The sequence below is a fragment of the Pedobacter cryoconitis genome (assembly GCF_001590605.1).
In the GTDB taxonomy this organism is placed as follows: Bacteria; Bacteroidota; Bacteroidia; order Sphingobacteriales; family Sphingobacteriaceae; genus Pedobacter; species Pedobacter cryoconitis_A.
Genome location: NZ_CP014504.1, coordinates 1,760,352 through 1,786,257, shown reverse-complemented (window position 1 = coordinate 1,786,257; position 25,906 = coordinate 1,760,352). Strand labels below are relative to the sequence as shown.

Annotated in this window: 24 protein-coding genes and 1 tRNA gene; 11 read left to right on the top strand and 14 right to left on the bottom strand. The window is 38.2% G+C overall.

The genetic code is table 11. From position 1 onward, the window contains the following. Positions 1-321: 321 nt before the first annotated feature. Together AY601_RS07650 and AY601_RS07645 are read right to left on the bottom strand one after the other, a co-directional pair. On the bottom strand, positions 322-534 hold the full coding sequence (locus AY601_RS07650) for a hypothetical protein (protein ID WP_157287773.1): 213 nt from the start codon (positions 532-534) through the stop codon (positions 322-324). 733 nt (positions 535-1,267) lie between these two features. Further along, positions 1,268-1,357, bottom strand: a tRNA-Ser gene (locus AY601_RS07645). Between the two features lie 260 nt (positions 1,358-1,617). On the opposite strand from AY601_RS07645, the gene AY601_RS07640 reads away from it, so the two are divergent. Next, positions 1,618-2,520, top strand: a complete 903-nt coding sequence (locus AY601_RS07640; RefSeq protein WP_068398768.1) for a helix-turn-helix domain-containing protein — start codon at positions 1,618-1,620, stop codon at positions 2,518-2,520. 83 nt (positions 2,521-2,603) lie between these two features. Here the strand turns inward: AY601_RS07640 and AY601_RS07635 are convergent, their stop codons facing one another. Beyond that, the gene (locus AY601_RS07635) at positions 2,604-3,104 is read right to left on the bottom strand and encodes a DinB family protein (RefSeq protein WP_068398766.1); all 501 of its coding nucleotides are present in this window, start codon (positions 3,102-3,104) and stop codon (positions 2,604-2,606) included. Between the two features lie 210 nt (positions 3,105-3,314). Here AY601_RS07635 and AY601_RS07630 point away from each other — a divergent pair, with 210 nt between their 5' ends. After that, positions 3,315-3,680, top strand: a complete 366-nt coding sequence (locus tag AY601_RS07630; protein WP_068398763.1) for a hypothetical protein — start codon at positions 3,315-3,317, stop codon at positions 3,678-3,680. 104 nt (positions 3,681-3,784) lie between these two features. Next, the gene (locus AY601_RS07625; RefSeq protein WP_068398760.1) at positions 3,785-4,315 is read left to right on the top strand and encodes a ferritin; all 531 of its coding nucleotides are present in this window, start codon (positions 3,785-3,787) and stop codon (positions 4,313-4,315) included. Positions 4,316-4,634: 319 nt separating this feature from the next. Here the strand turns inward: AY601_RS07625 and AY601_RS07620 are convergent, their stop codons facing one another. Beyond that, positions 4,635-5,180: a DUF4303 domain-containing protein gene (locus AY601_RS07620; protein ID WP_068398757.1), complete on the bottom strand. Its 546-nt coding sequence runs from the start codon at positions 5,178-5,180 to the stop codon at positions 4,635-4,637. 301 nt (positions 5,181-5,481) lie between these two features. Between AY601_RS07620 and AY601_RS07615 the strand changes: the two genes are divergently transcribed. Together AY601_RS07615 and msrB are read left to right on the top strand one after the other, a co-directional pair. Continuing rightward, entirely contained in the window at positions 5,482-6,060 is a 579-nt protein-coding gene (locus AY601_RS07615; RefSeq protein ID WP_068407300.1) for a fasciclin domain-containing protein, read from the top strand. 108 nt (positions 6,061-6,168) lie between these two features. Then, positions 6,169-6,672 (top strand): peptide-methionine (R)-S-oxide reductase MsrB, encoded by a 504-nt coding sequence (gene msrB / locus AY601_RS07610; protein WP_068398754.1) that lies wholly within the window; start codon positions 6,169-6,171, stop codon positions 6,670-6,672. A gap of 62 nt (positions 6,673-6,734) precedes the next feature. On the opposite strand, the gene AY601_RS07605 is transcribed toward msrB, so the two are convergent. Genes AY601_RS07605 through AY601_RS25600 form a run of 3 tightly spaced genes read right to left on the bottom strand, consistent with a single transcriptional unit; the run spans position 6,735 to position 7,756 of the window. Then, positions 6,735-7,115, bottom strand: a complete 381-nt coding sequence (locus AY601_RS07605) for a GNAT family N-acetyltransferase (protein WP_068398751.1) — start codon at positions 7,113-7,115, stop codon at positions 6,735-6,737. A gap of 22 nt (positions 7,116-7,137) precedes the next feature. Continuing rightward, positions 7,138-7,584, bottom strand: a complete 447-nt coding sequence (locus AY601_RS07600; protein WP_068398749.1) for a DoxX family membrane protein — start codon at positions 7,582-7,584, stop codon at positions 7,138-7,140. Positions 7,585-7,609: 25 nt separating this feature from the next. Then, positions 7,610-7,756, bottom strand: coding sequence for a hypothetical protein (locus tag AY601_RS25600; protein ID WP_157287771.1), 147 nt, complete (start codon positions 7,754-7,756; stop codon positions 7,610-7,612). Positions 7,757-7,810: 54 nt separating this feature from the next. On the opposite strand from AY601_RS25600, the gene AY601_RS07595 reads away from it, so the two are divergent. Further along, a complete protein-coding gene (locus AY601_RS07595) occupies positions 7,811-9,280 on the top strand; it encodes a PLP-dependent aminotransferase family protein (protein WP_068398746.1) in 1,470 nt (489 codons plus the stop codon). A 69-nt stretch (positions 9,281-9,349) separates the two neighbouring features. Here AY601_RS07595 and AY601_RS07590 read toward each other — a convergent pair whose 3' ends face one another. From AY601_RS07590 to AY601_RS07560, 7 genes are all read right to left on the bottom strand, one after another. Further along, entirely contained in the window at positions 9,350-10,351 is a 1,002-nt protein-coding gene (locus AY601_RS07590; RefSeq protein WP_068398743.1) for an MlaD family protein, read from the bottom strand. Further along, on the bottom strand, positions 10,352-11,125 hold the full coding sequence (locus AY601_RS07585; RefSeq protein ID WP_068407297.1) for an ABC transporter ATP-binding protein: 774 nt from the start codon (positions 11,123-11,125) through the stop codon (positions 10,352-10,354). A 1-nt stretch (position 11,126) separates the two neighbouring features. After that, on the bottom strand, positions 11,127-11,933 hold the full coding sequence (locus AY601_RS07580; RefSeq protein ID WP_068398740.1) for an MlaE family ABC transporter permease: 807 nt from the start codon (positions 11,931-11,933) through the stop codon (positions 11,127-11,129). A gap of 314 nt (positions 11,934-12,247) precedes the next feature. Next, the gene (locus AY601_RS07575) at positions 12,248-15,172 is read right to left on the bottom strand and encodes an FAD-binding and (Fe-S)-binding domain-containing protein (RefSeq protein ID WP_232324717.1); all 2,925 of its coding nucleotides are present in this window, start codon (positions 15,170-15,172) and stop codon (positions 12,248-12,250) included. Between the two features lie 27 nt (positions 15,173-15,199). Continuing rightward, positions 15,200-16,729, bottom strand: coding sequence for an aldehyde dehydrogenase family protein (locus tag AY601_RS07570; RefSeq protein ID WP_068398734.1), 1,530 nt, complete (start codon positions 16,727-16,729; stop codon positions 15,200-15,202). A 28-nt stretch (positions 16,730-16,757) separates the two neighbouring features. Continuing rightward, positions 16,758-17,663 carry a DUF1338 domain-containing protein gene (locus tag AY601_RS07565; protein WP_068398731.1) on the bottom strand — a complete coding sequence of 302 codons (906 nt, stop codon included), beginning with the start codon at positions 17,661-17,663 and terminating at the stop codon, positions 16,758-16,760. 6 nt (positions 17,664-17,669) lie between these two features. After that, positions 17,670-18,731, bottom strand: a complete 1,062-nt coding sequence (locus tag AY601_RS07560; protein WP_068398728.1) for a saccharopine dehydrogenase family protein — start codon at positions 18,729-18,731, stop codon at positions 17,670-17,672. Positions 18,732-18,806: 75 nt separating this feature from the next. On the opposite strand from AY601_RS07560, the gene AY601_RS07555 reads away from it, so the two are divergent. The 5 genes from AY601_RS07555 (at position 18,807) to AY601_RS07535 (ending at position 25,894) form a co-directional block, all read left to right on the top strand. Beyond that, entirely contained in the window at positions 18,807-19,697 is an 891-nt protein-coding gene (locus AY601_RS07555) for a LysR family transcriptional regulator (RefSeq protein WP_068398725.1), read from the top strand. Between the two features lie 26 nt (positions 19,698-19,723). Then, positions 19,724-20,395, top strand: a complete 672-nt coding sequence (locus AY601_RS07550) for a GDSL-type esterase/lipase family protein (protein ID WP_084359155.1) — start codon at positions 19,724-19,726, stop codon at positions 20,393-20,395. 481 nt (positions 20,396-20,876) lie between these two features. Then, a complete protein-coding gene (locus AY601_RS07545) occupies positions 20,877-21,470 on the top strand; it encodes a TetR/AcrR family transcriptional regulator (RefSeq protein ID WP_068398722.1) in 594 nt (197 codons plus the stop codon). A gap of 53 nt (positions 21,471-21,523) precedes the next feature. After that, the gene (locus AY601_RS07540) at positions 21,524-22,687 is read left to right on the top strand and encodes an efflux RND transporter periplasmic adaptor subunit (protein WP_068398720.1); all 1,164 of its coding nucleotides are present in this window, start codon (positions 21,524-21,526) and stop codon (positions 22,685-22,687) included. 6 nt (positions 22,688-22,693) lie between these two features. Beyond that, complete coding sequence (locus AY601_RS07535) at positions 22,694-25,894, top strand: efflux RND transporter permease subunit (protein WP_068398717.1); 3,201 nt, start codon at positions 22,694-22,696, stop codon at positions 25,892-25,894. Positions 25,895-25,906 lie beyond the last annotated feature (12 nt).

The window sequence follows — 25,906 nt, the reverse complement described above, 5'->3', positions numbered from 1 at the left end:
GCGGCGAGTTTAATATATTCATTGCGACGACTTTAATACATTGCAAAATAGGTATTACTATGGGCTATCCTCCAATGTGGATTAGCTAGTTACGCTCGCTGACCTTGGGGGCTTCAATCGACCCCCTTATACGGATCAAGTCATAAACTTGTGGATCAGGGATTAAATTTCAAGTTTTGGGTTTGATATTTTTTGAGTTCAAAGCAGATGGTTACGATTCTTCAATAAGCTAATTACTTCCTGATTTTCTAGTTCAATTGATCAGTATTAAACGCTCCTGATTACTTTGATAAGAGATCGGTTAACGCTCCAGCGGAATTCTTAGGGGAGGAAAGATCCTGATTTTTCCAGGCTTGCTACTTTGACGAAAGTTCTCTGATGCCTTTGAGTTTCCATTGTTTGTTTCCTTTTGCCCAGTACAGAACTTTTGAAACAACTTGTACGCCAAACTGCTGCTTTAAAAATGAAATCGTCCAGGATTCCCCTTGAAAATTTACCCGTTAAACTTCCCATAATAAATAATTGCTTTTCCACCAATGTAAGCTATTCGCGTTAAAGATTATCCTGATGCGTAAAAATTGTCCGTAATTGTCCGCAGTTGTCTGCAGTTGTCCATGGGTTAGCCCAAGGGAAAATTATAATTTCATTAATCTTCAACTAGTTATCGTTTGATTGTGCCTGAGTGGTGGTCGGGGTGACACCAGGTTGTAAACGGGCTTTAACTATGGCAAGTCTAAGTCATTTCAACTAGTTGTTTTGACTTGGACTTGCCATGCTCTCGCGTTACTTTAGCACTGCTCTTACCCTAACGAGTACCCGACCAGTACTCAGGCAGTACCCGGACGATATAGATTTATTATTTAGCTATTTTGAATTTATTTACGAACAGCCCGGCCTTGTTTCGGTTGAGTCATTCCCATGCAAATTGAAAGCTTTCAGCGCAACTTCCAGTGGCATAAGAGCATACGTGACAGCAAAGACTTTCTGTTGAGCGTGTCAAAATTTATGCTTTATTCCTGAGTAATTATGATTTGAATTAAACAAAAGAACTCTAATTTAAGATTTGCAGGATGGGAGGTTTCCAAAGGTCTATCCTCCAACATGGATTAGCTCGTTACTCTCGCTGATCCCTTTTGGGGGAGGCTTCAATCAAAAATGCTTTTCGCTGCGCTCAATGGCAATTTTTGTTTTTAATCAAGCCTTGCGCGAAGACGCGCAGAACTTGCTTTAAAACAAAAAATGCCACCCTGCGGGCAGCATTTTTGTTTGGCGGAGAGTGGGGGATTCGAACCCGCGGACCCTTTGACAAGTCAACAGTTTTCAAGACTGCCGCAATCGACCACTCTGCCAACTCTCCGCGACAAAAGTACAAATAATGTTCATTTCTGCAAACAACGGCTTAGGTTAATCGTTTAACAACCTCATTATGAATTATAAAAAATGCAATTAGCGCTTTAAAAAGCTAATTTTGATGAATTTAAAGGCTTCTGAATTTAATCTTTACAATTTAATCTGCCATTGAATTGTTTGAATTTTGCAATTAACAGTTTGAATAGCGCAATTTCCTTAAAGCCAGGTACAGCTATATTTGTACAGAAAATTGCTTAAATTCATAGGATGGACAAGACACAAACGTTAGAACACTTTTATCAGCAAAAGTTTAATAGTGTTCCTCAGACTTTACAGAACGGTGTAGGGCATTTTAATGTTTTCCGTATTGAAGATTGTAACGGCCCAAATGCTACGCCTGTTACCTATAGCCGCAGGGATTTCTATAAAGTCAGCCTGGTACGTGGAGAGTACTTGTATCACTATGCAGATAAAAGTTTAGTGGTAAAAGGTACGACCTTAATGTTTTTCAATCCTAATGTCCCTTATACTGTACAAGCACTTTCTGAAAGTACTACCGGTTACTTCTGCATCTTTACAGAATCTTTCTTTACGGAGAAAATCCGCGGGAGCCTGAATGAATTGCCAATGTTTAGTATAGGAGGGAAACCTGCTTATTTTTTAAATGATACGCAAGAACAATTCGTTGCTGGCATCTTTGAGAAAATGCTGGAAGAAATAAATTCAGATTATGTATTTAAATATGATCTGCTGCGTAATTACGTGACAGAACTAACGCATTACGCATTAAAATCTGAGCCTTCTGAGAGTCTGTACCAACATCCAAATGCGCAGTCCAGGATCACTGCTGTATTTACAGAGTTATTAGAGCGTCAGTTTCCAATTGAAACGCCTTCTCAGAGATTTGCTCTTCGCTCGGCCAAAGATTTCGCTGAGAAGCTGGCAGTCCATGTAAATCATTTAAACAGGTCTATTAAGGTGACTACTGGTAAAACAACTACAGACCTGATTTCTGAACGTGTGTTAACAGAAGCAAAGTCTTTATTAAAACACACGGATTGGAATATCTCTGAAATTGGCTACTGCCTTGGTTTTGAAGAAGCAGCACATTTTAATAATTTCTTTAAAAAACAAACTGCCTTTACTCCGGGGCATTTTAGAAATGTTTGATTTTAACAATTCTAAAATAGAAAAAAGGCAAAAAGCCTGAATATATTAAATGTTCAGGCTTTTTAAATCAATTAAATAATGGCTTAATCCATAGCAGGTACACCCATTTGTGCCCATTCCTCTTTAGCAGGGCCGTATACACCTGGAACTGGCAAACCTACCATACGCATCACGACCGTCATTTGAGCACGGTGATGCGTCTGATGTGCAACAAATACAGAGAGTATCTGTCCTTTAGTCCAAACCTCGCCGTACATCTCTACCTTATCTCCTAAAGTAGAATCTGTCCATTTTGACTTCACTCTTTTGAGCAACAGGGCATTGTATTCCTGGTAAACTTTAATAATTTCTTCAAAGCTTTCTGGTACTGGTCGTCCATCCAGCAAATTTTCTGTCATCAAGCCAGCATGTAGTCCCATTTCAGGAATAGTCTGGGTAATGTGCCAGGCTAATCTGTCTAATGCTCTTACATTCTCGTGGATTTTGATGGATTTAGTTTCATCCGTAATGTTGCGGAATATTTGAAGCGTACTATGTTCTTCATTTTTCCAATCATTTTCGAAATCTTCAATACTACGGTACATAGGGATAAGGATTTAATTCGTGTTTTTCAAATTGTTTAATGGGGTAAATCCCAATAAATATAGCTTGAGTTTTAGGTGGTAACAATATAGGAATATTTGCAATTATCGTCTACAAAACAGGAATATTTAAAAATATTACAAATTATTTTATCAATTTATTTGTATCAAGTCTAAATAATGTGAATCTTTGTGTTATAATCATAAATGTTAATGCAAAACGTAGCCGTAGCACCTTCAGTTGAATTATTAGAAGTATTCCAAACCAGGAATGGATCTGTATCTCAGTCGGATTCTCAAAAATGCTGGTACGTAAATTTCGCAGGTCATCATAATCGTTTCGACTACCGTTCGATCATGAAGCTTAGAAAAGCCATTTATGGTATCGATATCGAAGCTTTACTACTAAGTTCTGATAAAGCTCCTGATGTGGAAATTGTTTTTATCTGTGCTTGTGATCACTGCTATGTATTAACTTTATTAGAAATTATCGCCTTCAAAGAATTAATCGAAGGTACATTTGTAATGTTAGAACTTAATCGTATCCTTCACGATAGGGTATATAGTCTAATAGCTTAAGCTTCTTTAGACTTAGAATCTTTCCATATTTCTTTTAAATGCTATGAAATTGATTTATAGCACTACTTTTGTATACGATATAGGTAGTAATTAAAATCAATCATATGAAAGATATCATCCGCGTTAAGTGTTTGCTTTCTACAGAAGTAGAAAGACTCTTAAATCAACAGATAAAAAAAGAAGCTCAATCTTCATCCGCATATTTAGCAATGGCATCCTGGTGTAATCAGCATGGCTACGATTTCTCTTCTGACTATTTTTTCAAACAGTCGGATGAAGAAAGACAACACCAGCTTAAAATCTATAAATATGTTTTAGATATGGGCGGTACTGCTATTTCTCCTGAAGTATCAAATATCAAAATTGAGTATAACTCTTTCAGAGAAGTTTTCGAAGAAGCTTTAGATCAGGAAATCAGTGTAACTCAATCTTTGAAAAATATTGCAGCTAACTGCCATAAAGAACAAGATTACATCACTGTTGAATTCTTAAACTGGTTCTTCAAAGAACAACGTGAAGAAGAATACAAAGCAAGACGTGCCCTTGAATTATTCGACGTTATCGGAGAAGAAGGAACCGGCAGATGGCAGATCGACAAACATGTTGGTGGCATTGTTTATGACAGCGAAGCATAGTCTGAATTAAAGACATAAAAAAACCGGTTATCATCACGATAACCGGTTTTTTTATGTCCTGAAAGTAATGCTTAAATGTGTTTACTGTTATCAGCATTCACTAAAGAACCACTCACAATAGCGTATTTAAGAGAATCTGCAGAAGTTATTTGATATTTGCATGTTCTATATAGAATGGTAAAGCATCGCTTTTGGTTCAATTAGTGGCAGATTTTTCATTTATTGTAAGATCAGGGCAAAGATTGTAACTATAAAAGAGCCCTTTTGCTATTGATTGATTTCAATTGCAAAAGGGCTTTTCCTTTAATAATATCCAGAATCAGGTTAAACTACTGAGTCTTAATTCTGCTTCATCCAAATCTTCATCATGATCTATGCAGAATACTTTAAAATCCGGAGTCTTAGGTATTTTTTGAAATTCTTCTGACCTGGTAAATTCTACTAATGTTTTAGAAAAATGCAACAAAAGATTCTCCGTTATTATATTGTTTAGTTCTCCATCTTCATTTTCATCATCTCCATCTTCATCATGATCATCTTCATCACCAAATAATTCATCCTCAGAAAGCGCATAATGAGTTGAAAAAGATTGATATTCCCAATCGCCAGTATTGTATTTCAATTCATTAATTTGTTCTTCGCTTTGATAAGAAGCTTTATACTTTCCACTCTGAGATTCATCCAGGAGTGATGAAAAAGCACTTTCTGTATTAAAACATAAGTTTACTTCCGCATATTCTGCATTACAATCAAATGCAAATGCATAAAAAACTTCATTTGGGTGTTCCGTTAAAAAATTGCTCACTTCAGTTTTTGTGAAAGCCAGCAATTCTTCTTGTATTTTATTGTAATCTATTTCTTGCATAAGTTTAATTTTATTTAAGTGTGTATGTTTTTAAACGACATGTTTCTTATTTTATGATACAAATAAAATAAGAAAAGTAAAATACTAACTAAATTCTATAAATTAACATTACCAATACGATATTGGTTACCTTCCTGTACTGGAACGGATATTCAAGCACGAATCTGTATTTCAGGAGCAATAAATATTATATTTTTTATTTTTAAATAGTTATTAATCTACTAGTTGTGGTAATGTTTTGATCTTTTGAAAACCAATAGTATATCATCTGTCGTAGATGTGGTTAAATATCAAAACTCAGATGAAAAAAACATTTATATCAGCATTTGCTTTAGTAGCTATCGCATTTGCTTCACAAACACAAGTTCAGGCACAATCAAAAATGAGTATGTCTGGTGGTACTAAAATGGTTGGTGGCGCAGCAATGTACCCTACAAAAGATATTATTGATAATGCAGTGAACTCTAAGGATCACACAACATTGGTTGCCGCTGTTAAAGCTGCAGGTTTAGTGGAAACTTTAAAAGGAGCCGGTCCGTTTACTGTATTTGCGCCAACTAATGAGGCTTTTAATAAGTTACCAAAAGGTACCGTAGCTACTTTAGTTAAACCTGAAAATAAAGCAGCATTAACTAAAATCCTTACCTATCATGTTATTGCTGGTAAAATGGATAGTAAAGCCATTGCAGCTGCAATCAAAAAAGGAAAAGGAAAAGCTGAACTAACTACTGTTGAAGGTGGAAAACTTTGGGCCTGGATGGAGGGTAAAAAGTTGGTAATGAAAGATGAAAAAGGTGGAATGAGTACAGTGACTATTGCAGATGTTTACCAGAAAAATGGTGTAATACATGTTGTAAATAGTGTATTAATGCCAAAATAGATTTAGTTACATTTATAGCAGAAAAGCCTCTAAACAATTAAGAGGCTTTTCTGATTATTACTTTTAAGGTTTTCTGTATTTAACAGACTAAATGATAAAAAGAAGATTATGAAACCTCTATTAAGTTCCGCAATGCTGTTATTGTTCTTTTACACTGGCTATGGCCAAAGTAAAACCACAAAAAACCCTTATTATTCAAGAACGGACACTACCGTATTAAAAGTGAATAACACAGTATGGAAAAAAATACTTCCTGCTGAGCTTTACGCAGTAGCAAGAACAGGTGCAACCCAACAAGCTTTTACAGGAAGTCTTTGGAATTCTGAACGCAGAGGAATGTATTATTGCGCTGTTTGTGGAAACGCATTATTTAAATCTGATGCAAAGTTTGCCAGTACCTGCGGATGGCCGAGCTTTTTTGAACCAATAAGAACTAAAAGCACAATCTACAAAGCAGATAACTCTTTAGGTATGGAAAGGACCGAAGTGCTTTGCGCACGCTGTGGTTCTCACCTTGGACATATCTTTGATGACGGGCCAGCACCAACACATAAACGTTTCTGTATGAACTCTGTATCTCTTGACTTTGTACCTGATGGTTTAGGTAAATAATAATAAAGGTTAACTCCTCAGGAAGAAAACGGACGCGAAAAATGCATGCTGGTAATGATATATTAATGATTTAAATATAACCGGTGTGCATCATTTCTGGTAGGGCCGCTATCCAGTTCTACTTTATTCATACCTGCTGCTTCTGCTTCTTCATGAATATATGCTAGTAAAGAAGCGGCGTAACCTTTGCCACGGTATTGAGGCAGGGTAAACAGATCATCGATATAGATGGTTTTTCCTGTAAAAAGCTTCTGGATGTACCGGTATCCGGCAAAACCTGCAATTTCCTCATTAGCTATAATGTAGATTAAATGAAAACCATCTTTAATCATTTCTGATAATTCCTGTTGATAAGTATCTTCAGTCAGATTGGTCCGGAAAGTACTCAGCACATTCCAGAATCTGGAAAGCTCATCTGTTGGTTTTAATCTTAATATTTCCATGTTTTAAGTTGTTTTTCGTAGTTTACAATGTTTCTTTGGAAAAATAATTGTCCAAACTCCATTTGTATACAGGGATACTGGCCAGTAAAAGACTTGCTGCGCTGTCTGCAAATACTGAATAATTAAATGGTGCCCTTATCCCCAAAAAAATGGCCATACAAAGTCCAAAGCTTAGGGTAAGTAAAAAGCTACCTTGCGCCGCTGATCTGGTTTTATAGCCTGTGATTAATAATACTGCAAAAACTACTTCTGCCAGGGTCGCAATCATTCCCATAAATCCAGCAGCAGATCTGCCTAAGAATGGCATAAGTGTATTGGTGTAGCCGACAAAATTTCCCCAGTTCCCCCAAGCTACATTAGTTGTACCCGCAGGCCCAAGAATTCCCAGACGATCTAAAACAGGAAGTATAAAACCCAGACCTAGCGCCAGGCGTAATAATAATTGTGGAATTGAAAATTCGTTTTTCATTTGCTATTGATTTGATCCTTTAAAATTAGCCTGCAATCTTAAGAGATTCATGTACCAGTTCTGCCTGATTGAATAGTCCAGAATAATAGGGCGATTCATCATACTGCTTTACTGGGATAAAGAAATTTGTATCTTTAAAATCGGCTGAGCCATGTTGAATCGGATAAGTCATGTTAAATTCATGCTTATCAGCAGGTTCTTATAATAAATTTACAGCTTAAAATAAATGCTTCCTTTTAAAACCCTGATCACAATTGACGAAAGCAGTACTATAGCTGTATACAGGCAAATTGCTGATTGTCTTATTGTTTTGATTACAGACGGAGTTATACAACCTGGAACATTTTTACCGAGTACCAGGGAGATGGCTGCCCTGCTTGATAAACATCGCAATACAATCGTTGCTGCTTACGAAGACCTGATTACCCAAGACTGGATCGAGACGCTACCCAGAGTAGGGATCAGGGTTTCCATACATTTACCATTAATCAAACCCAGATCTTTTCAGGAAGGTGGAAAAAATCAAACCTATTCCAGCCCTGCAAAATTCAATTTTAAACATATTCCTGGTCCTGAAGAGCAGAATTTCCAGTTAAAACGTACATCAATAATTGTGAATGATGGTTTTCCTGATGCAGATCTTGCTCCGTTCGATAGCATGCTCAGAGAATACAGGAAACTAATGCAGGGTTCCAGTCTTAAAGTATTAATGTCTCTTAAAGACTTTGGAGGTACAAAAGCATTGAAAAATTCTACGGTTAATTTTCTGAATGATTCCCGTGGTTTAAACATATCAACTGAAAATCTTTTGATTACAAGAGGTGCACAAATGGCTATCTATCTTGCCGCTGGTATGATTCTTAAACCTGGTGATCATGTATTGGTTAGTGATCCGAGCTATTATATTGCTGATGAAGTTTTCAGACAGATGGGAGCCAATCTTATCCGTATACCGGTTGATGAGCATGGTATGGATATTGAAGAGGTGGAGAATGCTTTAAAAAGCACAAAGATCAGTTTACTTTATATTATTCCTCATCACCATCATCCTACAACGGTAACGATGAGTCAACAGCGTAGAATCCTGTTACTTGAATTGATAAGATCCTATCAATTACCTGTCATAGAAGATGATTACGACTATGATTTTCATTATAGCAATAGTCCCGTTCTTCCGCTGGCAAGTTCAGCTCATGACAGTAACGTACTCTACATAGGTTCTTTTACAAAGCTTTTAGCACCTTCGTGTAGAATTGGTTACCTGATAGGCCCTGCTAATTTTATTACTCAGGCTACTAACCTGAAAAGATTAATTGACCTGAGAGGGGATACGATGATGGAAGAAGCGCTGTCAGTCATTATAGATAGTGGAGAGTTAGACAGGCATATCAAAAAATCCAAAAAAGTATACAATGAGCGTTGTGACCAGGCCTCACTGATGATAGCTGATCGGCTCGCTCATGCCGTAGATTTCACAAAACCACAAGGAGGCTTAGCGCTGTGGCTGAAATTTAAAGCAACATACCCACTTGGAGAAGTTATCGCAAAAGCGCGTACATCCGGTCTGTTATTTACTGGGGCTACCTATTATGAAGGAGCAGCTCAAAAACATAACGGGATGCGTTTCGGTTTTGCTTCCTTAAAGGAAAGTGAAATGCAACGTGCGGTAGACATTCTTCGTAAAATCACAATTTGATCAGGAAAAAAAACAAAAAACCGGTCTTATAATTAAATAAGGCCGGTTTGATTAAGCTGATAAGCTATATTATTTAGGATCTTGTGTTGATTTTTCTTTCGCAGCTGCTTCAGCTTTAGCTTTCTTTTTAAAGAATCCTCTTAACAGGAAGTTATGTTGTAAAGCTTCCATATTTTCATCTAGTTTTTTAGTACTTGACTCCAGATTAGAAACTGTATTTTTCAATTTAGCAGCAGTTTGTTCATCATTCAGTAAAACACCTACAGCATTTTTATCCGAATTAAGCTTATTGCTGGTTACCTTCAGGTTATTCGTCATTTCAGAAGCTGATGCTGCTGTATTCTGCAAACTTTTAACTGCTGTTTTTAAGCTGGCAAACACCGTTGTATCTGTTAGCAATTCATTAGTCAAAGTACCTTTAGTATTTAGTTTAGAAGTATACTGTGCAACTGCCGAAGTTACTCTTGCAGTACTTGCCGACGCATTTTCCAGGTTAATCGTCATTTGACGTAAGCGGCCTGCCATAACAGTATCTGCTAATAAAGTTCCTAATGTTCCTTTTCCTTGCAGCATATCGGTCGTTACCTTTTTAAAGTCTTCCGTAATAACCAGGATATTTTTGTTGTTCGCCTGTAAAGTCTTCATGATATCTTCCGGGCCTAAAGCAGTAGCTACATTAATTCTGTCTCCGTCTTCTACTTGTGGGGCATCACCCTGACCAGGCAGGATCTCAATCATTTTATTTCCGATAAAGCCTTCAGAACCTTGTTTGGCAACAGAATTCTTGTGTATATATTTTTGTGCAGCTTCTTCGATGTGCATCGTAACTTCTACTTGTGCATTCCCGTAAAAGTTGATTTTGCTTACTGTTCCGATTTTTACGCCCGAAAAGAAGATATTATTACCAGCCTGTATACCGTTTACGTTATTGAAAACTGCTTTTAAAGTAATACTACTTACAAATCGTTTTTGCTTCCCACCTAAAGTAAGTACAGCGGCGATGAAAATAGCAAGTCCGATAAAGATGAAAATTCCTACAACTATTGATCTTTTGTTTTCTGTAGCGCTCATTTATTGTGTAAAATTATAATTGTAAAAAGATTGAACACGTTCGTCTTTACTTGCAAAGACTTCATCAAATGTTCCCTGTATAGCAAACTGACCATCCAAAAGCATAGCAATTCTGTCGCCAGTTTCTTTGGCACAGGTTAAATCGTGTGTAATAATAATAGAGGTTGTTTTATATTTTTCCTGAACTTCGTTGATCAGGTTATTAATTTCTATACAAGTAATAGGGTCAAGGCCGGCTGTTGGTTCATCATAAAGCATAATTTCTGGCCTCAGGATTAATGTACGGGCAATACCAATCCTTTTACGCTGCCCACCGGAAAGCTCTGAAGGCATTTGTTCGATCGTTTGTGACAGACCAACCGCATCCAGTACATCTTCCACTTCACGATTGATTTCTTTACGTCTCAGATTTCTTGAATTTCTCACTAAAGGGAATTCGAGATTCTGACGCACGGTCATACTATCATATAAAGCGCTGTTCTGAAATGAAAAGCCTACTTTAAGCCTTAACGCCATCAATTCTCTGGTACTTAAATGTTCTACGCTTTGCCCCAGTACATCTACATCTCCTGCATCGGGAAGGAGTAAACCAGAAATTACTTTGATCAATACCGATTTACCAGTACCCGAACGGCCCAGTACAACCAGATTTTCTCCCTGATAAACCTCCAGGTCAACACCCCTCAATACTTCAAGGTCACCAAAAGCTTTCTTTAAACCTTTGATAGAAATAACTGCATTATTTCTGTCGATTGCTTTCTGCTCTCTTACCATATTAACGGAAAGCATTTACAATTTGAACAATAATGATCTCTTCTACAAAGATCAGGAACATCGCAGCAACTACTGCAGAATTTGCTGCTTTTCCAACTCCTTCAGTACCTTTTGATGAATTGTAACCATGATAACAACCAACCACACCAATTGTAAAACCAAACACAGTTGATTTAAAGGTAGTTGAAAATATATCTAAAAAGCTGATCGTATCAAATACTTGTGAAAAGAACATCGAAAAACTGGTTTGTTCATTGCTGTGAACACTTAGAAAAGCACCCATTAAAGCTACACAAGCGGTATACATGACCAGTATAGGGATCATAAAGGTAGTGGCCAGTATTCTACTAACTACCAGATATTTAAAAGGATTTGTTGCTGATACTTCCATCGCATCAATCTGTTCTGTAACTTTCATTGATCCAAGCTCAGCACCCATATTAGAACCAACTTTACCAGCGGCAATTAATGCAGTAACTAAAGGAGCTAATGCGCGGATGATTGCAATAGAGATTAATGAAGGTAACCAGGAAGTCGCCCCAAAATTAGCCAATGAGGGCCTCGACTGATTGGTAAATACAACCCCGGTAATAAAACCAGTAAGTGAGATCAGAGGCAGGGATTTATAACCCACTTCATAACATTGATGTATGATTTCTTTAAACTCGTAAGGCGGTACAAAGACTTCTCTAAAAAAGCGAAGTACAAACTGATAAGCGTGATATATACCGAAAAACATGCTGTCAAGTTTTTTAGAAATGACATATTTGCGAGGCTTGATGTTCGGATTTTCTGTGTTAGGATCCATTCTTTAGGTTTGTGCAGCCAAATATAATTTAAATCAGGGTTTTATTCTTTCTATTTATAGGTAAGCATTAAAAGCGCAAAATTGTTTTGGTTTTATGCTGACTATGGCTGCATTTTGGTCAAATGTAATACATCAGCCATTATTCACAAGTTGGGTTACATTAAAATGACAAAACAATGATGCGTTTGTTTAAACACCAGTATCTAAAAAACAGGCCTTTTAAAGAGCATAGACTTGGTTTTTCCGGAATGGTCACAAGCTTGTGTAACATTATTATAAATTGACTATCAACGAATACAGGCTTAAATATAATTTTAAACCAAAGCCTCGTAAAGTACTTCTATTGGATGTAAGGCCTTTTTGCTCGTGCCATCTTTAATCTGATGCCGGCAACTCGTTCCAGTTGCAGCGATGATCACGTGCTCCGGTTGCTTTCTGACTGCAGGGAAAAGGACGAGTTCTCCAATTTGCATAGATAATTCATAATGTTTTTTTTCATAACCAAATGATCCAGCCATACCACAACAACCACTGGGAATAACTTCTACTTTATAGTTTTCAGGAAAAGAGAGGATTTGTTTAGAAGCGCCCATAGCAGCCCATGCCTTTTGCTGGCAATGACCATGTAATTGGATCAATTTATTTTCCTTACTGAAACTGGACTGGGAAATGTTTCCATTTGCAATCTCTCTGGCGATAAATTCATCTATTAACAAACTGTTTTTAGCTAATTCCTGAGCCATTTCCAACTGAGGCAAATCTACAAGGTCAACGTACTCATCTCTGAAAGTCAATATTGCAGAAGGTTCAATACCAATCAGAGGTGTTTGGTCTGTAATAATTTTACTCAGATGGAATACATTATGCTGTGCAATCTTTTTAGCTTTGCGGAGCAAACCTTTGGAAATCCACGTTCTTCCACTCTCCAGATGTTTTGGGATTATTACCTGATAACCTAGTTTTTCCAATAAAAGAACAGCTTTAATACCAATTTCTGTATCCAGATAATTTGTGAATTCATCACAGAAAAAGTAAACGGTCTTCTGTTTTACTGTGGTAGCTGTCGTAGCCAATGATGCAGCAACTTTTTGATGCGCAGCAAACCATTTTTTTAAAGTTGTTTTATACAGGAGCGGGAGGGAACGTGCCTGAGCGAAACCACTAATCTTTTTTATAATGGCATTTGTAGTTTGATGACCAATACTCCAATTGTACAGACCTGGAGATAAAGAGGCAAGCCGATTAATCTGATTAAAACCAGCTACAATTCTTACCTGGAATGGAACGCCATTCGCATCATAATAACCCTGTAAAAATTCAGCTTTAAGCTTAGCCATATCTACATTCGAAGGACATTCTGACTTACAACCTTTACAGCTCAGACATAAATCCATTACATCTTTAAGCTCCTGATGATCAAAACGATTGATCTTAGTCGAGTGAGTCAGCATTTCGCGCAGCATATTGGCCCTGGCTCTTGTCGTATCTTTCTCATTCCGGGTAGCCATGAACGAAGGGCACATCGTACCACCTGCTAAATGAGATTTCCGGCAGTCGCCCGAACCATTACATTGTTCAGCATGCTGTAAAATATTCTGATTCTGATACCGGAATACAGTCTTGATTTCAGGAGTCTGCTGACCAGGCTCATATCTGAGCATGGTATCCATAGCAGGTGTATCGGTAATCTTTCCAGGATTAAAGATATTTTTCGGATCCCAGGTTAATTTAATTTCCCGGAGCATTTTATAATTGCGTGGACCAATCATCTGTTCAATAAACTCACCACGCAGTCTGCCATCACCATGTTCACCACTTAGCGAACCATTATATTGTTTGACCAGTTTGGCTATTTCTTCTGCGATTACCCTGAATAAGCGGTTACCTTCTACAGTTTTCAGATTTAATATAGGCCGCAAATGTATTTCTCCTGAACCGGCATGCGCATAGTGGACAGAGAATAATCCATGCTTCTTAAGGATTTCATTGAAATCACGGATGTAAGCAGGTAAATCCTTCACATCAACAGCCGTATCTTCAATTACCGCTACAGCTTTTTCATCTCCGGGAAGATTACTTAACAGGCCTAAACCAGCTTTTCTTAAAGACCATATCCTGGACATATCTGGACCAAATACTAGAGGAAAATGATATCCCAGTCCATTGGTCCTCATCTCGGCCTCAACATTAGCTGCCTTTGCTGTAATTTCCTGTTTATCCTTACCCGAATACTCTACAACAAGAATAGCAGCAGGATCACCCGAAACAAAAAAGCGGTTTTTTGACTGCTCCATATTTTCTTTCGTACATTCGAGAATAAGATGATCTATCAGTTCGCTTACTCTTGGTTCATATTTTAAGGCGATCAGATTGGCCATCAATGCCTCATCAATACTATTAAAATGGATGCACAGTAACGCAGTTTCTTCTCTTAAAATGGGCTCAAGATTAAGTTTTATCTCTGTAATGAATGCAAGTGTGCCCTCAGAACCAGCAATGAGCTTACAGAAATTAAAGTCGGCAGTTGCTGCAGTAAAAGGAGAGGAGTCCAGTAAAATATCAATTGCATAACCCGTATTTCTTCTGTGGATGCTTTTAGCAGGAAATTGCTCACGGATGCTGCATTGATTTTCATAGTTGCTTAATAAAGCCCTGATATTTCTGTACAACTCATTTTCTAAAGAATCGCCTTCACATTTTTTGATGAATTCTTTAAATTCAAGCGCCTTAAAATCAGCCGTAGAACCGTCGGATAATAAGGCTTTGACCTCCAGGGTATGTTCCCGGGTACTTCCATAAATCAGGCTGTTTGAACCACAAGAATTATTTCCGACCATGCCGCCGATCATCGCTCTGTTAGCGGTTGAAGTTTCAGGCCCAAAATATAATCCAAAAGGCTTGAGGTACAGATTAAGCTCATCGCGAACTACTCCGGGCTGTACCTTGACCCACTTTTCTTCTATATTGAGTTCCAATATCCTGTTAAAATATTTAGAAACATCAACAACAATACCTTTGCCCACAACTTGTCCTGCAAGTGAGGTACCGGCAGTTCGCGGAATCAGCGATATCCCTTCTTTTCCTGCAAACAGGATCAGTTTTTCAAGGTCTGCAACAGACTTTGGTATAGCCACTGCCAATGGCATTTCCCGATAAGCGGAAGCGTCTGTAGCATAGAGTATACGGGTCTGGTTGTCAGTAAAAAAATCCCCGTCCAGTGAATCGGACAGGGATTTCATTTTTTCATTGCTGATCCTCATATCAATCTAAAGATCGAATTTAATTCCCTGTGCCAGTGGTAATTTATTAGCGTAATTGATCGTATTGGTTTGTCTTCGCATATATCCTTTCCAGGCATCAGACCCACTTTCTCTTCCACCGCCAGTTTCTTTTTCTCCACCGAAAGCTCCGCCGATCTCAGCACCAGAAGTACCGATGTTCACATTGGCGATACCACAGTCAGAACCATTTGTAGATAAGAAAAGTTCAGCCTCTCTAAGGTTTAAAGTCATAATTGCAGAAGAAAGACCCTGGGGAACACCATTTTGAAGTGCTATTGCTTCTTCCAGAGTTTTATAACTCATTACATATAATATAGGTGCAAAAGTTTCCTCCTGTACAATTTGATAATGATTTTTCACTTCAGCAATACAAGGTTTTACATAACAACCAGAACCATAAGCCCCACCTTCAAGAACACCACCTTCAACAATAAAGTTAGCTCCCTGAGCCTTGCCTTTTTCAATGGCCTCTAAATAAACTGCTACAGCAGCCTTGTCAATTAGCGGCCCAACATGATTATGCTGATCTAAAGGGTCACCAATACGAAGCTGTCCATAAGCCTTAACCAGTTTGTTTTTAAAATCTTCATAGATATCTTCCTGAATAATTAAACGTCTGGTCGAAGTACAGCGCTGTCCTGCAGTTCCTACCGCACCGAATGCAGCGCCAATGATAGCAATATCCAAATCTGCGTCTTTAGAAACAATAATAGCATTGTTACCGCCAAGTTCAAGGATTGTTCTTCCGAAACGACCTGCTACAGCTGATGAAACCAAACGGCCAACCCTTGTTGACCCGGTAAAGGAAACCAATGGAATTCTTGGATCATTGTTGATCAGATCTCCAACAGGATTTCCTGTAATCAATGCGCTGATTCCTTCTGGCATATCATTCGCTTTTAAAACTGAAGCAATAATGTGCTGACAGGCAACTGCACAAAGTGGGGTTTTAGAAGAAGGTTTCCAAACACAAACATTTCCGCAAACCAGTGCTAATGCAGTGTTCCAGCTCCAGACAGCTACCGGAAAATTGAAGGCAGAAATTACGCCGACAATACCCATTGGATGCCATTGCTCATACATTCTGTGGTCTGGTCTTTCTGAATGCATAGTCAAACCATACAGCTGTCTGGATAATCCAACTGCAAAATCGCAGATATCAATCATCTCCTGAACCTCACCAAGCCCTTCCTGTAAACTTTTCCCCATTTCATAAGAAACCAGGATACCCAGATTCTCTTTATTCAACCGGAGTGCTTCACCTAGTTGTCTTACTATTTCGCCTCTTTTTGGTGCAGGTACATTACGCCAGAACAAAAATGCCCCGGCACTCGTGCTGATTACTTTTTCATAATCTTCAGCGCTGGTTGTACTTACTTTGGCAATTTCTTTACCATCTACGGGAGATGAAGAAGTAATCACTTTAGCATCCGATTCCATCCATTGCTGTCCGGTAGAAGTACCACTATTATTTTCAGTAATTCCTAATTGATTTAATACTTTTTTGATATCCATATCTTTAATAATATATCTTTTAATAATTTCAGGACTTTACTTGTCCGGTATAAGTACTTTCGAAGATTTTATCAGCATTGCTGGTCTCAAAACCTTCTCTTCTATGTATCGACTGAATTTCTTCAGGTTTAAGGTGACTATAAGCCGGCAAAACTGAACGTTCTGCAAACTCTACATAACTCCCTGCAATTTGTGTTTTTGCGCCATCAGCAAACTCAACTTCATGCAAACCAGCCACGGTACTGCTCTGACTTAATAAACCATCAGCGCTGGTTTTAATTTTTCCTCCGGCATCATTTAGTTTAATGCCCAGACCTTCCACAAATTTATTAAAATCAGGGAGAAAACGGTAATCTTCAGGCAGCGCATGGACACTGATTGTATAATGATTCAGGTAATACCGGTTGTAAATTACCCAGGCAGCATATTCACTTTCTTCCAGTAGTGCTGTATAATCTTTTAAATCGGGTAGTTTCCATAAAGGATGGTGCAGAAATGCGGCAATAGCATCCCCATCATTCAAGTCCAGTGCATCGACCGGATCTGATTTGATATCACCTGTATATTTTTTGATAATCTTCTGCGCATTCTGACTCAGCATCCCTACTTTGAGCTCACTTAAAAAGATACGCGGATATTCCGGAGCAGGAGGGGCGTACCAATACGCATCCAGCTTTTTCTCTTCAAAATAATAATGATCTCTCTTTTGATAACCGTGAAACAGAAAGATCTTCTCAAATGATTTAATGCCAAGATTCGGGACCCCAAGCGTTCTGAAAGCGATATGGTCATTTACAATTTCATCCTGAGAACCAATCACACCGTTTTTCAATAAAGCAGCTGTAATTTGATTAACTTCTGGCACAGCTTCGCGGTAGCGGTTAAAAAGTTCAGTCAGAAAAATATCCAGTGGACTATTCGTGTTAAAATTCATATTTACTTATTTAAAGAGACTTCCGCATTTTGTATTTAAAAGCGCTTCAAACGAGATTTCCTCCTGTTTGATAAAGCCTTTGGAAGGCAATGATCCATTAGCAACCATTTCTACAACAGCTACAATACTTGCTGCTGTAGTCCATGAAATTGCTCTCCATGAATTGCCATTCAGTTCGATAGGGCCATAAGATTTACAGAATTCGTTACGTTTCAATTCATTATTTTTCCATCCTTCGGCAGCTGCATAGATAATAACAACATCTTCATCAACAGGAGGTTTGGCATTTTTAAGGATATCTTCCAATTGTTGCTTATCTTCCTTCATCTGTAATTCATTAATCAGGAAGTTCATCAGATCACAATGACCTGGATAACGAATGGTCTTATAATCCAGTCTGTCCAGTTTACCTGCATAAGTCTCACACATAGTTCCTAAACCACCCGATGTATAAAAAGCTTCATATTGTGCGCCATTGATCTGGATAGTTTCTTTGCCCTGTAAAGAAGGTACCAATTTCCGCTGACCATGATGAATAGCTTCAGCATCATTAATATACTCATTAACTACACCTGCTGCAGACCAATTAAATGCATAGCCCATTGCACCGTTCGGATACTTAGGTAAAGCACCAACCCGCATATCAATTGACCTTAGTTTTTCAAAATCATTTCCCAAATGCGCACCAATAATACCGATTAAACCTGGTGCCAAACCACATTGCGGAGCCATTACAGCCGTAGCCGTTTCACTCAGTTTTCTGATTTCATTGGTTGTAGGAACGTCCTCCGTTAAATCAAAATAATGTTTTCCTAATTTGTGTGCGATTCTTGCAATCGGACTGTTTAAGAAAAACGGCAGGGCAGAAACCACCGCATCAAACTGACCTATCATCTTTTCCATTAAAACCAAATCAGCTACATCACCCGTGGTGATACTAAATGGAAGCTCATAATCATAGTGCGGAGCTTGTTTGTCCATTCCAGTAACTTCGAACTGGTCACTCAGCAATGTTGCTACCAGCGTACCTACCTTGCCAAGGCCCAGGCTTAAAATTTTATTGATCATTGTTAAGTTTATTTTGGTTTACAATCTCAAATATCATTAGTTTTACCATTAGTAATAATTCTGATTACTTAAACTATGATAAGCATTACTAATCAAATAGAACTAAGACATTTAAATTATTTTAAGCTACTGGCCGAAGAACTGCATTACCGGAAAGCAGCAGAAAAGCTATTTATATCACAATCAGCTTTGAGCCAGCAGATTAAACAATTGGAACAATACCTTGGGCATTCTTTATTCGACAGAAATAATAAACGAGTGGTTTTAAATGAGGCTGGAAAGCTCTTCTATAAAGATGCTGTTCAAGTGATTCAAAAAATGCAAATAGCAATTAATAATGTACAGCTCCTTCAAAAAGGGAATACCGGACAGCTTGGAATTAGCTTTGTAGCTTCGGCCATGCAGTCTATTTTGCCTGTTTTGCTTAAACAATTTAACCGTGATTGTCCGAATATTGAGTTCCATTTAGAAGAATTAACCAATAAAGAGCAATTGTTAGCACTGGAGAAGGGCGATATTGATCTTGGATTTATGCGTTCTAATCAAGTGGGACAGGAGATGATGATTAAAAGTGTGTATAAAGAAACTTTTACGCTGGTTCTGCCGGCAGCTCACCCCATGTCTGCGGCAGCTTTCAATCACATAGGGGAGTTAAAAGATGAATATTTTATCCTTTTCCCCAATGACCAGAGTCAGCTCTATTACCAGCAAATCATTAATTTATGTGCCGATCAGGGCTTTACACCCAAGTTGTCGCACCGCTCTATCCATGCGCCTACAATCTTCAAACTCGTAGAAAATGGGATGGGACTTTCCATTATTCCTACTTCACTGGCTACTTCAGAAAATCCTGGTGTTAAATTTATTGAGTTAAAAAATATTCCACAGCAAACTGAATTGTATGCAGTATGGAAGAAAATCAACGATAACCCTGCATTACCTTATTTACTGGAAATGCTTGCTTGATCCTTTTATTATAGATATTTTTGGGAATGTTGAAAATTTTTAAAGCTATCGCGTTAAGCGCTGCATTCCTGACCTTATTTAATTTCAATTCCTTTTCACAAGCAAAGCCTGCGTTCTGGGATGATATACAAGCCATCAAACAATATGATAGGATTTATGCCCCCCCTAAGAATCCAATACTATTTATTGGAAGCTCTTCGATCCGGTTATGGGTTGACTTTACTAAAACATTTAAAGATTATACCGTATTGAACAGAGGTATTGGCGGTGCAGTTACTGCTGACGTAGATCGTTACCTTGAAGATATTGTTTTTCCATATCACCCTAAACAATTAATCATCTATGTAGGTGAAAATGATTTAATTAATGCCACTTCCGGAGATGAAGTATTTGCTTCGTTTAAAAAGCTTTATACCAATATAAGAGCGAAATTACCAGTTGTTCCCATTGTTTATATCGCTATCAAAGCAAGCCCATCCAGAGTTCAGTACTTAGCAAAAGGCATCAAAGCCAATCAATTGGTACAACAGTTTTTAAAAGGAGAGAAAAACACCGTATTTCTTAATATCTATAAACCAATGTTTGATCAAAAAGGAAAGATGCAACCTAAATTATTTAAAGAAGATATGTTGCATATGAACGCAACCGGATATGCAATCTGGAATAAATTATTAATACCCTATTTATTAAAAAAATAAAGACAAAAAGATGATCCTTAGCCCGATAAATTAAGGATCATCTGCCTGTTTAGCGATAGTCAGTATCGATTAATGTCGTTTTATCTTTAAACGCCAGCTGTGCAAGCTCACCTTTCCGCATAATTTAACCTGGTCCTTCCAAAAAAGAATAACAAGCGGACACTACAGTTTGAAGCAAATTGTAGCAGAATTTGGACTAATTGACCAAAGTCAGGTCAGTAAATGACTAAAAACTAAACAAAACTCATAATTCATTCTATCCTGTAGAACCAGTTGTTCGTCGGTATGTTTCAGCTGTTGGTCAATTTCTGCTATCCAGCATTCCTTATTTGACTATTTTGGCCTTATAGTCGATTGTTAACAAAATAATAACTGTATTTAAAACTCAGCTTTGATTGCATTCATGTGATAAAAAGCTGGGTATTCGCTAATATCTTTGTTTAACAAAAATGTCAAACATTAATATTAAAAAGAAGTAACGATGTCAGTAAAAGATAAAGGAACAGAGCAACTTATTAAAGACACCGCCAAGAAGATATTTTTTGCAGACGGGAAACTGCATGCCACAACACAAGATATTGCTGACGCAGCAGGCGTAAACAGAACCCTTGTCCACTATTATTTCAGGTCCAGAAAACTATTATTTGAGCAGGTTACAGAAGAGGCCATGAATGAACTGCGTCAAATGATGTCAGATGCGTTTACAGGAAAGCTGACCTTTAAAGAAAAATTAAAGAAACTGATCAATGTTTTCATGGATCAGACCATGGCTTATCCTTACCGGGAATTGTTTCTGATTACTGAAACTAACCGGTATAATCAAGCGCACGCAGACGGGGTTCACGATACACATACTAAACCGTTTCTGGCAGAGATCAAAGAGGAAATGGACAAAGGAAATATTCAGACCATGGATCCCCGTCATTATATAATGAACTTGTTTGCTTTAATGGCTTATCCTTTGCTATCAGCTAATCTGAATAAAAGTTTCCTGAAAATAAGTGATTTGGAATATCATAAACTAATGAACCAAAGAAAGCAGCTCATTTTTGAGATGATCTATCCCACAAAATAAATCGTATTCAATATTAATTCACCATAGAAACCAATCAGCAAGAAAAAGTAAATATGAAAACATCAATACAGATTGGGCTCCTGTTCCTTACAGGATTAACCCTAGCCTCATGTGGCAACGATAAAAACAAGGCCGCACAGGCCGCAGCCGCAGCTGGGCAGGTTAAGGAATACAAAGTCCTGAAACTGGAACCCAGATCTGCCACATTAAATACAGATTATCCTGCAAGTATACAAGGACAGCAGAATATCGAAATCAGGCCAAGAGTGGACGGATATATCGACAAAATATTTGTAGATGAAGGTGCTGTTGTAAAGATTGGTCAGCCATTATTCAAAATCAGCGCACCACAATACGAGCAGGAAGTAAGAACAGCTAATGCCAGTATCGCAAATGCAATGGCACAACTGAATGCTGCAAAGTTGGCAATCAATAAAGTAAAGCCGCTGGTAGAAAAAGATATTGTAAGTAAATATGAGCTGGAATCAGCACAATATACTTATGAATCTGCGCAGGCAGCAGTAGCGACTGCGAAAGCTAGTTTAGTCAACGCTAAAACGAATTTAGGCTTCACTACAGTAACCAGTCCTGTCAATGGGGTAGTCGGTTCTATTCCATTTCGTCTGGGAAGTCTGGTAAGCAGCACCACTGCTGATCCTTTAACTACAGTGTCGAGTATAGGAAACGTATACGCTTATTTTGCGCTGAATGAAAAGTTATTGTTAGACTTTACTAAAGATGGTAGTGGTTCTTTCGCACAAAAACTAGCCAAACTACCTAAAGTTTCTTTATTACTTTCTGACGGATCACCTTATACAGAAGAAGGACGCATAGAAACAGTCAACGGATTAATCAATACAGCTACAGGTTCAGCAAATATCAGAGCGCGTTTTCCAAATCCCAAAGGTATTATCCGTAGCGGAAGCAGTGCAACAGTAAGAATTCCCAATGCTGTGAAAGATGCAATTCTGGTTCCTCAAAGCGCAACTTTCGAGTTACAGGATAAACGCTTTGTAGTTGTAGTAGGACAAGATGGCAAGACCAAAAATGTTGCAGTAACAGTGATGGAAAATACAGCAGGTAATTTCTTCGTGGTCGAAAGCGGCTTAAAAGCAGGAGATCAAATTGTATTAGAAGGAGTAGCAACCCTAAAAGACGGCACGCAGATCAAAGCGAATGCTGAAAACCCGGAAACTGTCTACGCAGACTTAAAATAAGAGCAAATGTTTAAAATATTCATACAAAGACCAGTACTCTCTACAGTAATCTCTGTGATTATTGTTATTCTGGGGATACTTGGCCTCACTTCACTGCCGATTGCGCAGTATCCAGATATTGCACCACCCACAGTCAACGTTTCTGCCAATTATAGTGGCGCGAATGCTGATGTGGTGTTAAAAAGTATTGTTATTCCGCTCGAAGAGCAGATCAATGGGGTAGAGAACATGACTTACATGACTTCTACAGCTACCAATGACGGTGCAGCTAGTATTAAAATTTACTTTAAAGTAGGAACAGATCCCGATTTGGCAGCTGTAAACGTACAGAACAGGGTATCCAGAGCAACCAGTTTATTGCCAGCAGAGGTAACTCAGGCAGGGGTAACAGTAACGAAAAGTCAAAGTAGTAACTTGTTAATTTTTGCTTTATATAGTGACGATAAAACTTATGATCAGACATTCCTGCAAAACTATGCAAAGATCAATCTGGTACCACAAATCCAGCGTGTTACCGGAGTAGGGGACGCAACTGTATTCGGTTCTAAGGATTATTCGATGCGTATCTGGTTAAAACCAGATATGATGCAACAATATAGTTTGATACCAAGCGATATTTCCGCTGCATTGGCAGAACAGAATATTGAAGCCGCACCAGGTAAGTTTGGTGAAAATGGCAACCAGGCTTTTCAATACGTAATTAAATATAAAGGCCGTTTAACAACACCCACAGAATTTGAGAATATCATTATTAAATCTGCTGGTAACGGTCAGTTATTACGTTTAAAAGACGTTGCTAAAGTTGAATTGGGTGCATTAAGTTATACCGCTACCATTGAAACCAATGGTAAAGAATCAGTAGGTGTGGCAATTAGTCAGACCCCTGGCTCCAATGCAAGAGACGTCATCAACAATTCAAAAAAGATCATTGAAGAAGCTGCTAAAACTTTCCCAAAAGGGGTCAAATATACTACGCTTGTCGATGTCAATGAGAATCTTGATGCTTCAATTGACAAAGTAATCCACACACTGGTTGAAGCCTTTATCCTGGTATTTATCGTTGTATTTATTTTCCTTCAGGATTTAAGGTCTACTTTAGTCCCTGCAATTGCAGTACCGGTAGCAATTATTGGTACTTTCTTTTTCCTGAACTTATTCGGCTTCACGATCAACTTATTAACGCTTTTTGCTTTAGTACTGGCCATTGGGATTGTGGTCGATGATGCGATTGTAGTCGTCGAAGCGGTCCACGCCAAACTCGACAACGGTTATAAATCAGCCAAGAAAGCTACCATTGATGCAATGAGTGAAATATCGGGTGCGATTATTTCGATTACGCTCGTGATGGCGGCAGTATTTATTCCGGTAACCTTTATCACAGGATCTACAGGTGTATTTTACAAGCAATTTGGTATTACACTGGCAGTAGCGATTATCTTATCAGCGATTAACGCTTTAACTTTGAGCCCTGCGCTTTGTGCTTTATTATTGAAACCACATGCAGATGACCATAAGCATCAAAGTTTTGTACAGAGGTTCTATACTGCTTTTAATGTTGCATTTGATAATTTAACCAATAAATACAAGCGTTCTGTACAATTTCTTTCTGTTAAAAAATGGATTGTCCTGGGAAGTATTGCAATTGCAGGTGCAGCTTTGTTTTACATGATGAAAACTACACCTTCGGCGTTTGTACCGGCAGAAGATCAGGGAACAATATTTGCAAATATCAGTTTACCACCGTCTTCTTCTATGGAGCGCTCAACAGCGATCGCTAAACAGGTTGATAGTATTGCACATACGATTCCTGGAGTTCAAAACACCTTACGTATTGTAGGGCAGAATTTCACCGCGGGTGCTGGTAGTGCATACAGTATGGTTATTTTGAAGTTAAAAACCTGGGATGATCGTAAACTGAGCGTTGATCAGGTAATCGGTCAGCTTTTTGCCAAAACATCCGGGATCAGAGAAGCAAGTATCTTCTTTATTTCGCCTCCAACCATCCAGGGCTTTGGTCAGAGTGGTGGATTTGAGTTCCAATTGCAAGATAAAGGTGGACATACTACTGATGAATTCTTTAAGGTAAACAATACGTTTCTTGCTGCGCTATCAAAGCGTCCTGAGATTCAATATGCGACGACACCTTTTAACCCTGGTTTCCCACAATATCTGATGGATGTAAATCTGGAGAAATGTAAAGATGCCGGCGTCACTGTAAATACAGTTTTACAGACGATGCAAGGTTATTATGGTGGATTATATGCCTCTAACTTTAACAAGTTTGGTAAGCAATACAGAGTGATGGTCCAGGCAGCAGCCGAATTCCGTGCAAATCCAGAAGGATTGAACAAAATCTTTGTGAGAAATAGTGCTGGTAATATGGCACCAATCACAGAATTTGTGAAAATGACCAGGGTATATGGCCCGGAATCTATTTCAAGGTTTAACTTGTTTAGCTCTATATCAATCACAGGCGCACCTAACGCAGGCTTTAGTTCAGGTGATGCGATTAAAGCGATTCAGGAAGTAGCAGCTTCAACATTACCTGCGGGATATGGATTTGACTTTTCAGGTTTGACCAGAGAAGAGCTGGCTTCAGGTAGTGAAACAGTATTTATCTTTGTTTTATGTCTGATCTTTGTATACTTTCTGTTAAGCGCACAGTATGAAAGTTATATTCTTCCATTCGCTGTATTGTTATCCATTCCTTTTGGATTAGCAGGTGCTTATCTGTTTTCTATTATCTTCAAACTGAACAGTAATATTTATCTCCAGATTTCCCTGATCATGCTGATCGGATTACTTGCTAAGAATGGTATTCTGATTGTAGAATTTGCATTGGACCGGAGAAGAAACGGGATGCCGATTGTTCAGGCAGCAGTTGAAGGTGCAGTTGCACGTTTAAGACCAATTCTGATGACTTCCTTTGCCTTTATTTTTGGTTTAGTACCCCTGATGTTTTCTACAGGTGCAGGTGCAGTTGGTAACAAGTCAATTGGTACAGGTGCAGTAGGAGGAATGCTTATCGGAACTATTCTGGGCGTATTTGTGATCCCCGTATTGTTTATCATATTCCAGAGTTTACAAGAAAAAATCAGCGGGCCAGCGAGAAAAAGCTATGACGATGACGAAGAGGAAGAAGAACAAGAGACTAAAGGAATAGAAGGTGCCGAAGAACACAAGCTTCTTGAACCACCAACTGCTTAGTTGATTTTAAAT

Bases quoted from the DNA above. Each gene is read 5' to 3' on its own strand.
- AY601_RS07615 (WP_068407300.1), top strand. From the start codon at position 5,482: ATGAAAAAAACATTTATATCAGCATTTGCTTTAGTAGCTATCGCATTT.
- AY601_RS07555 (WP_068398725.1), top strand. From the start codon at position 18,807: ATGATAAGCATTACTAATCAAATAGAACTAAGACATTTAAATTATTTT.
- AY601_RS07540 (WP_068398720.1), top strand. From the start codon at position 21,524: ATGAAAACATCAATACAGATTGGGCTCCTGTTCCTTACAGGATTAACC.
- AY601_RS07580 (WP_068398740.1), bottom strand. From the start codon at position 11,933: ATGGATCCTAACACAGAAAATCCGAACATCAAGCCTCGCAAATATGTC.
- AY601_RS07535 (WP_068398717.1), top strand. From the start codon at position 22,694: ATGTTTAAAATATTCATACAAAGACCAGTACTCTCTACAGTAATCTCT.
- AY601_RS25600 (WP_157287771.1), bottom strand. From the start codon at position 7,756: ATGACTTATCCGATTCAACATGGCTCAGCCGATTTTAAAGATACAAAT.
- AY601_RS07590 (WP_068398743.1), bottom strand. From the start codon at position 10,351: ATGAGCGCTACAGAAAACAAAAGATCAATAGTTGTAGGAATTTTCATC.
- msrB (WP_068398754.1), top strand. From the start codon at position 6,169: ATGAAACCTCTATTAAGTTCCGCAATGCTGTTATTGTTCTTTTACACT.
- AY601_RS07565 (WP_068398731.1), bottom strand. From the start codon at position 17,663: ATGAATTTTAACACGAATAGTCCACTGGATATTTTTCTGACTGAACTT.
- AY601_RS07625 (WP_068398760.1), top strand. From the start codon at position 3,785: ATGAAAGATATCATCCGCGTTAAGTGTTTGCTTTCTACAGAAGTAGAA.
- AY601_RS07640 (WP_068398768.1), top strand. From the start codon at position 1,618: ATGGACAAGACACAAACGTTAGAACACTTTTATCAGCAAAAGTTTAAT.
- AY601_RS07575 (WP_232324717.1), bottom strand. From the start codon at position 15,172: ATGAAATCCCTGTCCGATTCACTGGACGGGGATTTTTTTACTGACAAC.
- AY601_RS07585 (WP_068407297.1), bottom strand. From the start codon at position 11,125: ATGGTAAGAGAGCAGAAAGCAATCGACAGAAATAATGCAGTTATTTCT.
- AY601_RS07550 (WP_084359155.1), top strand. From the start codon at position 19,724: ATGTTGAAAATTTTTAAAGCTATCGCGTTAAGCGCTGCATTCCTGACC.
- AY601_RS07570 (WP_068398734.1), bottom strand. From the start codon at position 16,729: ATGGATATCAAAAAAGTATTAAATCAATTAGGAATTACTGAAAATAAT.
- AY601_RS07560 (WP_068398728.1), bottom strand. From the start codon at position 18,731: ATGATCAATAAAATTTTAAGCCTGGGCCTTGGCAAGGTAGGTACGCTG.
- AY601_RS07600 (WP_068398749.1), bottom strand. From the start codon at position 7,584: ATGAAAAACGAATTTTCAATTCCACAATTATTATTACGCCTGGCGCTA.
- AY601_RS07605 (WP_068398751.1), bottom strand. From the start codon at position 7,115: ATGGAAATATTAAGATTAAAACCAACAGATGAGCTTTCCAGATTCTGG.
- AY601_RS07545 (WP_068398722.1), top strand. From the start codon at position 20,877: ATGTCAGTAAAAGATAAAGGAACAGAGCAACTTATTAAAGACACCGCC.
- AY601_RS07620 (WP_068398757.1), bottom strand. From the start codon at position 5,180: ATGCAAGAAATAGATTACAATAAAATACAAGAAGAATTGCTGGCTTTC.
- AY601_RS07595 (WP_068398746.1), top strand. From the start codon at position 7,811: ATGCTTCCTTTTAAAACCCTGATCACAATTGACGAAAGCAGTACTATA.
- AY601_RS07635 (WP_068398766.1), bottom strand. From the start codon at position 3,104: ATGTACCGTAGTATTGAAGATTTCGAAAATGATTGGAAAAATGAAGAA.
- AY601_RS07630 (WP_068398763.1), top strand. From the start codon at position 3,315: ATGCAAAACGTAGCCGTAGCACCTTCAGTTGAATTATTAGAAGTATTC.